The sequence below is a fragment of the Williamsia sp. genome, assembly GCF_016462415.1.
GTDB lineage: Bacteria > Actinomycetota > Actinomycetes > Mycobacteriales > Mycobacteriaceae > Williamsia_A.
The window spans coordinates 1-13,266 of sequence record NZ_JAEMTF010000007.1 but is presented as its reverse complement, the minus strand read 5'-3'; the positions used below and the strand labels follow the sequence as shown (position 1 = coordinate 13,266).

Sequence of the window (13,266 nt, the reverse complement as noted above, 5' to 3'; positions counted from 1 at the left end):
AGCCGTGATTCAGGCGAACAGGGCGATGCTGATCCCGCCCGCGACGAGGCAATACGCGACGAACGGATACAGCGATCGGGTGCGGAAGAAACGCGCCAGGAACGCGACCGCGCCGAACGCGGCCACGAACGCACAGATCGAACCTACGACGACCTGTCCCCCGATCCCGCTGCCCTCCGGGCCGAACAACTCGGGGATCTTGAGGACGCCGGCGGCGAGGATGACGGGCGTCGCCAGGAGGAACGCGAACTTCGCCGAGTCCTCGTGGTCGAGACCGCGCAGGATGCCACCGGAGATGGTGGCGCCGGAGCGGGAGATGCCGGGGAGCAGCGCGAGGATCTGGAAGCCGCCGATGAGCGCGCCGTCGGCGTAGCGCAGGGACTCGATGTCGCCACCGCACGCGTCGCCCTCGGCGCGGTGTCGTCCTCGTGCCCCGACCTGCCGCCGACGCAGCAGTTCGGCGGTCAGCAGCACGAGGCCGTTGACGAACAGGAAGATCGCGGCGATCAACGGGGTGGCGAACACTGCGCGTAGCGGTTTCTCCGCGACCAGGCCTACGACCCCGACCGGGATCGTGGCGATGATGATGAGCCAGGCCAGCTTTCCGTTCGCGGTGTCGATCCGGCGGGTCCGCAGCGTGCCGATGAACCCGGCGACGATCCCGACCCAGTCACGCCAGTAGTAGGCGATCAACGCGAGGGCGGTGGCGACGTGCAGCGCGACCAGGAACGCGAGAAACGGTGTGTGGCCCGCACTGTTCGACTCGGTGACCAGCCGCTCCCAACTGCCCCCGATCCAGGCGGGCACGATCAGGGAATGTCCCAGGCTGGAGACCGGGAAGAGTTCGGTGACCCCCTGCAGGAGTCCCATGACCACCGATTGCGTGTACGTCAGATCGCTCACGCGTCATTGTGGCCCGCCCGATCCAGGTCGATGACGCCGGGGGCGACCGTGCCCGAAAGAGGCGAATCTCTGTCCGTTACAGGCGAATCGATGTCCGGTACGGGCGAACCGGGCTCGAGCAGCTCGAGTCGGACGCCGAGCAGCCGTACCGGCCGGTCGAGCTCGAACCGGTCGAGAAGCGCGTGTACGGGCGGCTCGATCGCCGCGAGGTCGACGGTCGGCGCGGCCAGCTTCTTCGACTTCGTCCGCGTGTAGAACGTTGATGTGCGAACGGTGACCGCGACCCGGAAGACGACTCGCTGCTCGTCGAGGATCTGTCGGTGCAGATCTGCGGTCAGATCGCGGAGACGCTCGTGCATCTCGGCGACGTCGGTCAGGTCGGCGGCGAAGGTGTGCACCTTCGAATGCGATTTGGCCACATAGGGTTCGACGGTGATGATTGAGTCACCGCCACCCCGGCACAGGACGTAGAGCCAGTTGCCCTGATGCGGTCCGAAGATGCCGATGAGCTCGTCGCGGGGTGTCGCGACGAGGTCGGCCACGGTGGAGACGCCGTGCGCGACCAGCTTGTCGGCCGTCTTGGGTCCGACGCTCCACAGCTCGCGGCACCCGAGGTCGCCCATCACCGACATCCAGTTCTCGTCGGTGAGCGTGTAGATGCGGTCATCGGTCGGCGGCAACTTCTTGGCGAAGTTGGTCGCCATCTTGGCGCGCTGCTTGTTGTCGCTGATCCCCACCGAACTGCGCAGACCGGTCTCCTCGGCGATGCGGGCGCGGATGGCGACCGCGAGGGGGTACGGGTCGTCGGTGTCGGTGCCGACGTACGCCTCGTCCCAACCCCAGACCTCCACCGGATGCCCCAGGTCGCGCAGCGCGGTCATGACGCGCTCGGACGCCGCGTCGTAGGTGGCGTGGTCGGTGGGAAGGTAGACCGCGTCGGGCATCTTGCGGTGCGCACTGCGCATGGGCATGCCTGCGCGCACGCCCACCGCCCTCGCCTCATAGGACGCGCAGGTGACGACGGTCCGCATCTGCTCAGGGTCACCGCTGCCGCCGACGATCACCGGGACCCCGACCAACTCCGGCGATCGCTGCCGTTCCACCGACACCTGGAACTGATCGAGGTCGACGTGCAGGATCCATCGACACCGTCTCGCAGCGGGCGCGGTCACGGCACTCTCCGATCGTGGGATCACGGGTGCATTGGATCCACTATGACGACAATCACTCGAGCATGCGCGTGTCGCAGTCCTCCGGCTCGCCCTCCGACGACGCCTCGGTCACGACCCGAGCGACACCGCTGCGGTCCCTCATCCGCACACGGTGGATACGAAACGCCGGTTCACCGGCGACTTGACCGGTTTCCGGTTACCGGAGCCCAACATCTCGGTGTCACTCCGGCATCGATCATCGTCCGACGAGGCCCCCACCCGCTCGGTGTGCGAGGCTTTCCCGAGTCGATCACGCGGAGGACTCGGGAACGTTCCGCAATGGCGTCCGATAACCATTTGGTAACGCCATCGTTTATCCTCCTTCAGACCGAACCTCTCGTGCCCTCATCGGGGGCCTGGCAAGTGAATGTGGTGCATCAGATGTTCTCTCTCCGCCGTTCGAACGGGGGCGCTCGCGCTCTCGTGTCGATCGTCCTCAGCGTCGCCGCGGCCACCGCGCTGGTCACGGTAGGCACCGGATCCGCCAGTGCTTGGGGCCCGGTTCCCGCGCCGACGTTCAAGTCGGAGCAGATCAACGGGTACGGCATGCCGAACCCGGTCGTCCGTAGCTGGGCGTCGACGACCACGAACCCGAAGACCGCTCCGACCATCATCTTCCTCGACGGTCTGCGCGCCACCCCGAAGATCAACGGCTGGGAGAGCGAGACCAACGTCGCCTACCTGTCCAAGCGCGGCTACAACGTCGTCATGCCGGTCGGTGGCCAGTCGAGCTTCTACGCCGACTGGGATCGTCCGAGCATCAGCGCCGGCCAGAACTCGGCCTACCGCTGGGACAGCGTCCTGCAGCACAGCCTGCCCGACTACCTGAACAAGCGCGGATTCTCGAAGAACCGCACCCTGGTCGGGCTGTCCATGGCTGCGAGCCCCGCGATCATGCTGGCCACCCGCCGCCCCGACCTCTACACCCGCGCGGTGTCGATGTCCGGCTTCCCGCACCTGACGGCACCCGGCATGCAGACGATGCTGCGCGCCGCGGCGTACGACTCCGGTCGCTACAACCTCAACGACATGTGGGGCATCTTCCCCAACGTCAAGGCCTTCCAGAACGACCCCTGGCTGAACGTCGGCGCGATGCGCGGTCGTCACCTCTGGGTCTACGCCGCCGCAGGCGTGTGGAACGGTCTGCCGCCGAACATCGCCACCTTCGGCACCGGCCTGTCCGGCTCCGCGCTCGAGATCGTGTCGATGGAACAGTCGCAGACCTTCTCGCTGCTGGCCCGGGCCGCGGGCGCCAACGTGCGCACCAGCTTCTTCCCCGTGGGCATCCACGCCTGGAAGTTCTGGCAGGACGAGGTCTACCGCATCGACAAGGCCGGCTGGTTCCGTAACGGCTAGGACCCACACCACGACCGACGCCCGGGCGTTCTCCGATCGGAGAATGTCCGGGCGTTCGTCGTATCGCGGACAGCGGATGTCCGTGTTGGGTGGAATCGTCGTGGCGGTCACACCCCCTCGACGAAAGGCAATCCGATGACCGACACTCTGGACTGGACCCTCGAACTCGTCATGATCCCCGTCAGCGACGTCGATCGCGCCAAGGAGTTCTACACCCGCGTCGGGTTCAACCCCGATCACGACAGCGTTGTGGACGCCGACACCCGCTTCGTGCAGATGACGCCACCGGGCTCGAGCGCCTCGATCGCGTTCGGTCGCGGGATCGTGGACGGCGAGCCGGGCTCGGTGAAGGGCCTGCTGATGTGCGTGTCCGACATCGAGGCCGCGCGCACGCACCTGCTCGACCGTGGGGTGCAGGTGAGCGAGGTCGACGTGCAGCCCTGGGGGCATTTCGTCTACTTCACCGACCCCGACGGCAACGCGTGGTCGGTGCAGTACCTGCCGTATCGGTACGCGTGAGGGGTTCGGCGAGGGCAGACTGTCCCGTATGGCAGAAATCCACTCGGACGTCATCGGCCACCTGCACAGCGCCGGCGTCGATGTCCTGATCGGCACGGTCGTCAACCCGGCCGGGCTGATCCACGCCAAGACCGTCGACGTCTCCCGGGTCGCGGACTTCGCCCGGACAGGGCTCGGCGTCTCCCCGGTGTGGCACGCGTTCACCATCGACAAGTTCGGCATCGCCTACTCGGACAAGTTCGGTGCGGTGGGCGATCAGCGGATCCGTATCGACCTCGACGCCGTCCGGATACTGGGTGACGGTGTCGCCTGGGCCCCGGCGAACTTCTACGACCAGGACTCCGAGCCGGTCGCGGCGTGCTCGCGGGGAACGTTGGGCCGCATGGAGAGTCGGCTGGCGGCGTCGGGCATCACCGCTCTGGTGGGACACGAACTCGAGTTCGTCCTCGTCGACCCGGCGGGCGAGGCGCTGCCGACCACCATGTGGGCGCAGTACGGACTGGCCGGGGTGCTCGAGCACGAGGGCTTCGTCCGCGAGGTGCTGAGAGCGGCCCGCACGGCCGGAATCGGCATCGAACAGTTGCACCCCGAATACGGCGGCAATCAGTTCGAGGTCTCGCTCGCACCGCAGGCGCCGGTCGCGGCCGCCGACCAGATGGTTGCCGCACGCACGGTCATCGGACGGATCGCCCGCCGGTTCGGTGCTCGGGCCTGCTTCTCCCCCAAGCCGTTCGCCGACGGTGTCGGCAACGGTGCACACCAACACGTCTCCCTGATGTATCCGGACGGACCGTTGTTCGCCGGCGGTTCGGCAGCCCGAGGGATGACGGCCACCGGCGCGTCCGCGGTCGCCGGTGTCGTGGCCGGACTCCCCGACATCCAGGCGCTGCTGTGCGGCTCGATCGTGTCGGGACTGCGGATGCAGCCCGGGTTCTGGGCCGGGGCCTACGCCTGCTGGGGAACCGAGAACCGAGAGGCGGCAGTGCGATTCGTTCTCGGTGGGCCGGCCAACCCGCACGGCGCCAACGTGGAGGTCAAGATCGTCGACCCGTCGGCCAACCCCTACCTGGCCACCGCGGCGATCCTGGGGATGGCCGCCGACGGCATCGAGCGGGAACTGCCGCTGCCCCCGGAGACCCTGGTCGATCCGGCGTCGCAGACCGAGGCTGATCGCGCGGCGGCGGGTACCGTGCTGCTGCCGACCGATCAGGCGAGCGTCGTCGACGCGTTGGACCGATCCGCCACCGCCCGTGCGGCCTTGGGCGACGACGTGGTCGACGCCGTGGTCGCGGTCCGGCGATACGAACAGACCTTCGCCGCGTTGCCGGCGGGCGACATCGCCGACACGTTCCGGATGGCCTGGAGTGTCTGAGCTCTCCGACCACGTCGAATCGGCCGTGCTGATCGACCATCACGTCCACGGTTGTTGGGCGGCTGATCTCGATACGCAGGCGGGCGATCGGGTCCGGTTCGAGAGCGCGCTCACCGAGGCCGACACCGATCCGGTGACCGAGGTCGGCGCCGGTTTCGACTCGCAGGTCGGGTTCGCCGTGCGGGCGCACTGCGCTCGGCTGCTCGACCTCGAACGTCATGTCGGGGCCGACGAGTACCTCGCGCGACGGACCGCGCTCGGCGAGGCGGAGGTGTCGCGTCGGTTCCTGCAGGCCGCGGGGGTGTCGGACTGGTTGGTGGACACCGGGTTCGCGGCCGGTCTCGTCGACACCGACGAGATGACGGCGGTCTCCGGCGGGTCGACGCACGAGGTGGTCCGCCTCGAGGAGGTCGCCGAACAGGCCGCGGCCGCACCCGGCGACTACGCCGAGGCCTTCGACGAGATCCTCGCCGAGCGGGCCGCAGGGGCCGTGGCCACCAAGTCCGTGCTGGCCTATCGGGGTGGGTTCCCCGGCGATCTGGGCGACCCGCCGCCGGCCCTCGTCGACATCGCCGCACAGCGGTGGCGCGATGCCGGCGGCACCCGCCTCACCGATCGCATCCTGCTGCGGTTCGGTCTCCATCGCGCGCTGCGCCTGGGCAAACCACTGCAGTTCCACGTCGGGTTCGGTGACCGGGACTGCGACCTGCACGCCGCGAACCCGTTGCTGCTCAACGACTTCCTGCGCATGTCCGGCGACACCCCGATCATGTTGCTGCACTGCTACCCGTACGAACGCGAGGCCGGTTACCTGGCGCAGGCTCACCAGAACGTCTACCTCGACGGCGGGCTGAGCATCACCCACCTCGGCGCTCGGGCGACCCCGTTCGTCGGCCGGCTCCTCGAGTTGGCCCCGTTCCGCAAGATCCTCTACTCCTCCGACGGGGCAGGTCCCGCGGAGTTCCACCACCTCGGCGCACGACTCTGGCGGACTGCGATGACGCGTGTCCTGGAGGGGTTCGTCGCCGACGACGAGTGGAGCGCGGCCGACGCCAGACGCGTCGTGGACCTCATCGCGAGCGAGAACGCCAGGCGCGTCTACCGCCTCTAGCGCGCTGGGCCGTTGTTGCGCCGCGTCCGGCCGTTGTTGCGCATCGGGCCGTCAGATCGGCGCGGGCTTGCCCTCTTCGATGAGACTCGTTGCCGCCTCGTAGTCCTCGTCGCGGTCGAGGGTCAGTGCGCCCACCGTGACCCCGTCGGCGTCGAGGTACCAGATGGTGAACGACTCCCCCGGCCCGTCGGTGCCGTGGTCGGTGTGGTGTGTGCGGTCGTATCCGTCGCCCCACGCGGCGTATTTCACCGTGCGGTCGCCGATGGTCGTCCAGAACCCGGGCACCGAGTCCCACTGCGCCCTGACGCCGGCCGCGGCGGTACCGGCGACCGCACCCTGGTCGTCGGCGTCCTGCCAGTGTTCGGTGGGGATGTGCCGACCGGCGGTGTCGTTGAACGCCGTGGCGACGTCCCCGGCCGCGAAGACGTCGGGGGCCGAGGTGCGCATCGAGGAGTCGACGAGGATCCGGCCGTCGTCCAGGGTGATGCCGGCGTCGGCCGCCAGGCCGGAATCGGGGGTGATACCCACGGCCGCCACGACCAGGTCGACGTCGAGGGTGACGCCGGAATCGAGCCGTACCGAGCCGTCCGAGACCGACTCGACCTGCGCCCCGGCCGAGTAGCGGACCCCCGCCTGCTCGAGCAGCGCCGCGAAGTGGGATCCGGCATCGGAACCGAGTCGGCTGCTCTGCGGGGCCGGCTCGGGGGCCACGACAGTGGTGGAGACACCGCGCGAGGCGAGCGACGCCGCCGCCTCGCATCCGATGAAGCCCGCGCCGATGACGACCGCGGACGTCGCACCGTCGGCCGCATCGCGCAGCGCGAGGGCGTCGTCGAGTGACCGAAGCATGAGGGCGGTGTCGCCGCCGGGTACGGGAAGCGGTGACGGGGATGCCCCTGTTGCGATCACGAGGTGCCGGTAGGTGATGTCGGAGCCGTCGGCGGTCGCCACGCGGTGGCCCTCGGGATCCAGCGAGGTGACCTCGGTGCCGGTGAGCACCTCGACATCGTGCTCGTCGAACCATTCCTGCGGCTGCAGATCGATCTCGTCGGGTCCGGATTCACCCTGCAGCAGATCCTTGCTGAGCGATGGGCGCATGTAGGGGGCGTGGGCGTCCGCGGTGACGAGCAGGACGCGGCCCCTGCCGTCGTTGTTTCGATACCCCTGAGCCGCCGACACCGCGGCCGGTCCGGAACCGATGATGAGCAGGTCTGTCTCGCGCATGCGTGACTCCTCGATCGAGACGCCACTCTGCTTCACGTCGACTGCGGTACCCCATCGACCGTACACACGCGTCCGCAACCGCCCACTCGTCGTCCGCAACCGCCCAGTCGACGGGTGTACGTGCCCAACTGGGGCGTTTACGTGCCCAACCGGCGGGTGCTGACACAAAACGACCCCCACCCGAAGGTGGGGGTCGTCTCGTGGATCAGCTCTGACTAGCGGTAGTCACTCGAGAAGCCGTAGTCGTCCAGCGGCACCGCAGCACCGGCGGGGGCACCGAAGGTGCCGTCCGGGCTGTAGTAGGTGTCGTCGTACGACGGCACCGCGTAGGCCGCGGCACGTGCCTCTTCGGTCGGCTGCACCGTGATGTTCCGGTACCGGTTGATGCCGGTTCCGGCCGGGATCAGCTTTCCGATGATCACGTTCTCCTTGAGGCCCACCAGCTTGTCGCTACGGCTGTTGATGGCCGCATCGGTGAGCACGCGGGTGGTCTCCTGGAAGGAGGCCGCCGACAGCCACGACTCGGTCGCCAGCGACGCCTTGGTGATACCCATGAGCACCGGACGTCCGGCCGCGGGCTCGTTGCCCTCGGCCACGACGCGACGGTTGGCCGCCTCGAACTCGGCGCGCTCGGTGAGCGAACCGGGCAGGAACTCGGTGGCACCGGAGTCGATGATCGTCACGCGACGCAGCATCTGACGAACGATCGTCTCGATGTGCTTGTCGTGGATCGACACACCCTGGCTCCGGTAGACCTCCTGGACCTCGTTGACGAGGTGCACCTGGACCTGACGGGGACCCATCACGCGCAGGACCTCGTGCGGATCGGCAGCACCTTCCATGAGCTGCTGTCCGACCTCGACGTGGTCACCGTCGGTGAGCAGACGCTCCGAGCCGTCCTCGTGCTTGAACACACGCAGACGCTGACGCTTGGAGATCTTGTCGTAGACAACCTCTTCCGAGCCGTCGTCGGGGGTGATCGTCATCTTGTAGAAGCGATCGTCGTCCTCGAGACGGATGCGACCCGAGACCTCGGCGATGGGCGCCTTGCCCTTGGGGACGCGAGCCTCGAACAGCTCCTGGACACGCGGCAGACCACCGGTGATGTCGTCACCGACACCACCCTGGTGGAACGTACGCATGGTCAGCTGGGTACCGGGCTCACCGATCGACTGGGCGGCGATGATGCCGACCGCCTCGCCGATGTCGACGAGCTTGCCGGTTGCCATCGAACGGCCGTAACACGTTGCGCAGACACCGGTTCCGGTGGTGCAGGTGAGCACGGAGCGCACCTTCACCTCGGTGATGCCGGCGGCCAGCAGGGCCTCGATCGCCGGATCGCCCAGGTCACGCCCGCGCTCGATGATCACGGTGCCGTTCTCGTCGATCGCGTCGGTCGCCAGGGTGCGGGCGTACGTGGAGGTCTCCACGTGCGCGTCGCGGATCAGCGTGCCGTCGGCCTGCTTCTCGGCGATCGTGGTGTTGATGCCGCGCTCGGTGCCACAGTCGGTTTCCCGGACGATGACGTCCTGCGAGACATCCACCAGACGACGGGTCAGGTAGCCCGAGTCGGCGGTACGAAGCGCCGTGTCGGCCAGACCCTTACGAGCACCGTGCGTGTTGATGAAGTACTCGGCAACCGTCAGACCCTCACGGAAGGAGGACTTGATGGGACGCGGGATGAACTCACCCTTCGGGTTCGTCACCAGGCCCTTCATGCCCGCCAGCGAGCGGATCTGGGTCATGTTGCCCGCAGCACCGGACTTCACGATCATCGGGATCGGGTTGTCGTCGGGGTAGTGCGCCTCCATGGCCGCACCGACCTCTTCGGTCGCCTGCTTCCAGATCTCGACCAGGGCGTCACGACGCTCGTCGGAGGTCAGTGCGCCACGGGCGTACTTCTTCTCCAGACCGTCGGCACGCGCCTCGAAACCGTCGAGGATCTGCTGCTTGTTCGGCGGCACCAGGACGTCGGCCATCGAGATGGTCACGCCCGAACGGGTCGCCCAGTAGAAGCCGACATCCTTGAGCTTGTCGACGGTCTGCGCCACGACGATCATCGGGTAGCGCTCGGCGAGATCGTTGATGATCACGGCCTGACGCTTCTTCGGCATCTGCTCGTTGACGAACGGGTACTCCTTGGGGAGCAGCTCGTTGAACATGACGCGACCCAGCGTGGTCTCGGCGATCCACGGCTGCCCGAACTTCCAGGCACCGTCGAACTGCGCGGCCTCGATGTCGGCGGGCGGACGCTGGTCGTCCAGGCGCACCTTGATGGGTGCCTGCACGCTCAGCGCGCCGCGGTCGAGAGCCATGATGGCCTCGGCCGGGTTCGAGTAGACGCCACGCTCGATGTCGCCGTCGGTCGAGCCGACGAGAGCACCGACCGCATCCGGCTTCAGGGTCGTGAGGTGGAACAGACCCGTGACCATGTCCAGACGCGGCATGGCCAGCGGACGACCCGATGCCGGCGACAGGATGTTGTTCGACGACAGCATCAGGATGCGTGCCTCGGCCTGTGCCTCGGCGGACAGCGGCAGGTGGACTGCCATCTGGTCACCGTCGAAGTCGGCGTTGAACGCCTCACACACCAGCGGGTGCAGCTGGATGGCCTTGCCCTCCACGAGCTGCGGCTCGAACGCCTGGATGCCCAGACGGTGCAGCGTCGGCGCACGGTTCAGCAGAACCGGGTGCTCGGCGATGACCTCTTCGAGGACGTCCCACACGGCCGGGCGCTGACGCTCGACCATCCGCTTGGCGGACTTGATGTTCTGCGCCTGGTTCAGATCGACCAGTCGCTTCATCACGAACGGCTTGAACAGCTCGAGAGCCATCAGCTTGGGCAGACCACACTGGTGCAGCTTGAGCTGCGGGCCGACGACGATGACCGAACGGCCCGAGTAGTCGACGCGCTTGCCGAGCAGGTTCTGACGGAAACGACCCTGCTTGCCCTTGAGCAGATCGCTCAACGACTTCAACGGGCGGTTACCCGGTCCGGTGACCGGACGGCCGCGACGGCCGTTGTCGAACAGTGCGTCGACCGACTCCTGCAGCATCCGCTTCTCGTTGTTGACGATGATCTCGGGCGCACCCAGATCGATCAGTCGCTTGAGGCGGTTGTTGCGGTTGATCACACGGCGGTACAGATCGTTGAGGTCCGAGGTGGCGAAGCGACCACCGTCGAGCTGGACCATCGGGCGCAGCTCCGGCGGGATCACCGGGACAGCGTCGAGGACCATGCCCAGCGGGGAGTTGCCCGACATCTGGAACGCGGCGACGACCTTGAGACGCTTGAGCGCACGGAGCTTCTTCTGCCCCTTGCCACTGCGGATCGTCTCGCGGAGGATCTCGGCCTCGGCGCCGATGTCGAAGGTCTCGAGGAGACGCTTGATCGCCTCGGCACCCATCGCACCGGTGAAGTACTCGCCGTAGCGGTCGATCAGCTCACGGTAGAGCCGCTCGTCGATGATCATGTCCTTGGGAGCGAGCTTGGTGAACTTGTCCCAGATCTCCTCGAGGTCGTCGAGGGCACGCTGCGCGGTGTCGCGGATCTTGCGCATCTCGCGCTCGCCGCCGTCCTTCACCTTGCGGCGGGCATCGGCCTTCGCGCCTTCGCGCTCCAGCTCCGCCAGATCCTCTTCGAGCTTCTTGGCGCGCTCCTCGAGGTCGGCGTCCCGGGTGTCGGCGACACCCTTCTTCTCGACCTCCATCTCGGCCTGCAGCGTCGACAGCTCGTTGTGACGGAGCTCGTCGTCGACCGCGGTGATGACGTACGCGGCGAAGTAGATGATCTTCTCGAGATCCTTCGGCGCGAGGTCGAGCAGGTAGCCCAAGCGCGAGGGAACGCCCTTGAAGTACCAGATGTGGGTGACCGGGGCGGCCAGCTCGATGTGGCCCATCCGCTCGCGGCGGACCTTGGAGCGGGTCACCTCGACGCCGCAGCGCTCGCAGATGATGCCCTTGAAGCGCACGCGCTTGTACTTGCCGCAGTAGCACTCCCAGTCGCGAGTCGGCCCGAAGATCTTCTCGCAGAACAGGCCGTCCTTCTCGGGCTTGAGCGTGCGGTAGTTGATCGTCTCGGGCTTCTTGACCTCGCCGAATGACCACTTGTGGATGTCGTCCGCGGTGGCCAGACCGATCTTCAGTTCGTCGAAAAAGTTGACGTCGAGCAAGTTGTAACCTTCCTAGCTCTTATCAGGGAAATCAGTTGGCGAGATCGTCGACTGTGGCGGACTCGTTGCGGGACAGGTTGATACCGAGGTTGGCAGCTGCGCGCTCCAGGTCCTCGTCATCGCCGTCACGCATCTCGATCGCCGCGCCGTCACTGGAGAGCACCTCGACGTTCAGGCACAGCGACTGAAGTTCCTTCAGCAGCACCTTGAACGACTCCGGGATACCCGGCTCGGGGATGTTCTCGCCCTTGACGATCGCCTCGTAGACCTTGACGCGACCGACGGTGTCGTCGGACTTGATGGTCAAGAGCTCCTGCAGCGTGTACGCCGCGCCGTAGGCCTGCATGGCCCAGCACTCCATCTCACCGAAGCGCTGGCCACCGAACTGGGCCTTACCGCCGAGCGGCTGCTGGGTGATCATCGAGTACGGACCCGTGGAACGCGCGTGGATCTTGTCGTCCACCAGGTGGTGCAGCTTGATGATGTACATGTAGCCGACCGACACGGGGAACGGGAACGGCTCGCCGGAGCGACCGTCGAACAGCGTCGCCTTGCCGTCGCCGTTGACCATCACGTCGCCGTCACGGTTGGGCAGCGTCGAGGACAGCAGTCCGGTCAGCTCCCCGTCCTGGGCACCGTCGAAGACCGGTGTCGCGGTCAGGGTGTCCGGGCCGGCCGACATCATGTCGTCCGACAGGCGCGAGGCCCATTCCGGCGTCCCGTTGGCGACGTCGATGTTCCAACCGGTCTTGGCGATCCACCCGAGGTGGGTCTCCAGGATCTGGCCGATGTTCATACGACGCGGCACACCGTGCGTGTTCAGGATGATGTCGACCGGGGTCCCGTCGGGCATGAACGGCATGTCCTCGGCGGGGAGGATCTTGCCGATGACGCCCTTGTTGCCGTGTCGACCGGCCAGCTTGTCGCCGTCCTGGATCTTGCGCTTCTGCGCCACGTACACGCGCACCAGCTCGTTGACACCGGGGGGCAGATCGTCGTCGTCATCGCGCGAGAACACGCGGATGCCGATGACCTTGCCGGTCTCACCGTGCGGCACCTTGAGCGAGGTGTCGCGGACCTCACGGGCCTTCTCACCGAAGATGGCACGCAGCAGACGCTCCTCCGGGGTCAGCTCGGTCTCGCCCTTGGGCGTGACCTTGCCGACCAGGATGTCGCCGTCGCGGACCTCGGCACCGATGCGGATGATGCCGCGCTCGTCGAGATCGGCGAGCACCTCATCGGAGACGTTCGGGATGTCCCGGGTGATCTCCTCGGCACCGAGCTTGGTGTCGCGGGCATCGATCTCGTGCTCCTCGATGTGGATCGAGGTGAGGACGTCCTCCTCCACGAGGCGCTGCGACAGGATGATCGCGTCCTCGTAGTTGTGGCCCTCCCACG

General features: G+C 67.2%; 8 protein-coding genes and 1 pseudogene. 4 read left to right on the top strand and 5 right to left on the bottom strand.

Annotated elements, in window-relative coordinates:
* Positions 1-9: 9 nt before the first annotated feature.
* Both JHC79_RS02895 and JHC79_RS02890 read right to left on the bottom strand, forming a co-directional pair.
* Positions 10-903: an undecaprenyl-diphosphate phosphatase gene (locus JHC79_RS02895; protein ID WP_296388365.1), complete on the bottom strand. Its 894-nt coding sequence runs from the start codon at positions 901-903 to the stop codon at positions 10-12.
* The gene (locus JHC79_RS02890; protein ID WP_296388364.1) at positions 900-2,075 is read right to left on the bottom strand and encodes a DNA polymerase IV; all 1,176 of its coding nucleotides are present in this window, start codon (positions 2,073-2,075) and stop codon (positions 900-902) included. Before JHC79_RS02890 ends, JHC79_RS02895 begins: the two co-directional genes overlap by 4 nt.
* Positions 2,076-2,495: 420 nt before the next feature.
* Here JHC79_RS02890 and JHC79_RS02885 point away from each other — a divergent pair, with 420 nt between their 5' ends.
* From JHC79_RS02885 to JHC79_RS02870, 4 genes are all read left to right on the top strand, one after another.
* Positions 2,496-3,470: an alpha/beta hydrolase family protein gene (locus tag JHC79_RS02885; RefSeq protein ID WP_296388363.1), complete on the top strand. Its 975-nt coding sequence runs from the start codon at positions 2,496-2,498 to the stop codon at positions 3,468-3,470.
* A 147-nt stretch (positions 3,471-3,617) separates the two neighbouring features.
* Positions 3,618-3,989, top strand: a complete 372-nt coding sequence (locus tag JHC79_RS02880; RefSeq protein WP_296388440.1) for a VOC family protein — start codon at positions 3,618-3,620, stop codon at positions 3,987-3,989.
* 28 nt (positions 3,990-4,017) lie between these two features.
* Entirely contained in the window at positions 4,018-5,361 is a 1,344-nt protein-coding gene (locus JHC79_RS02875; protein WP_296388362.1) for a glutamine synthetase family protein, read from the top strand.
* A complete protein-coding gene (locus tag JHC79_RS02870) occupies positions 5,354-6,472 on the top strand; it encodes an amidohydrolase family protein (RefSeq protein WP_296388361.1) in 1,119 nt (372 codons plus the stop codon). Before JHC79_RS02875 ends, JHC79_RS02870 begins: the two co-directional genes overlap by 8 nt.
* 51 nt (positions 6,473-6,523) lie before the next feature.
* On the opposite strand, the gene JHC79_RS02865 is transcribed toward JHC79_RS02870, so the two are convergent.
* From JHC79_RS02865 to JHC79_RS02855, 3 genes and pseudogenes are all read right to left on the bottom strand, one after another.
* Positions 6,524-7,696, bottom strand: coding sequence for an FAD-dependent oxidoreductase (locus tag JHC79_RS02865; RefSeq protein ID WP_296388360.1), 1,173 nt, complete (start codon positions 7,694-7,696; stop codon positions 6,524-6,526).
* 215 nt (positions 7,697-7,911) lie between these two features.
* Positions 7,912-11,868: a DNA-directed RNA polymerase subunit beta' gene (locus JHC79_RS02860; protein ID WP_296388359.1), complete on the bottom strand. Its 3,957-nt coding sequence runs from the start codon at positions 11,866-11,868 to the stop codon at positions 7,912-7,914.
* 31 nt (positions 11,869-11,899) lie between these two features.
* Positions 11,900-13,266: pseudogene (locus JHC79_RS02855) on the bottom strand (DNA-directed RNA polymerase subunit beta); the annotation flags it as partial.

Coding starts and splice junctions, on each gene's coding strand:
- JHC79_RS02885 (WP_296388363.1), top strand. CDS start 2,496: ATGTTCTCTCTCCGCCGTTCGAACGGGGGCGCTCGCGCTCTCGTGTCG.
- JHC79_RS02875 (WP_296388362.1), top strand. CDS start 4,018: ATGGCAGAAATCCACTCGGACGTCATCGGCCACCTGCACAGCGCCGGC.
- JHC79_RS02865 (WP_296388360.1), bottom strand. CDS start 7,696: ATGCGCGAGACAGACCTGCTCATCATCGGTTCCGGACCGGCCGCGGTG.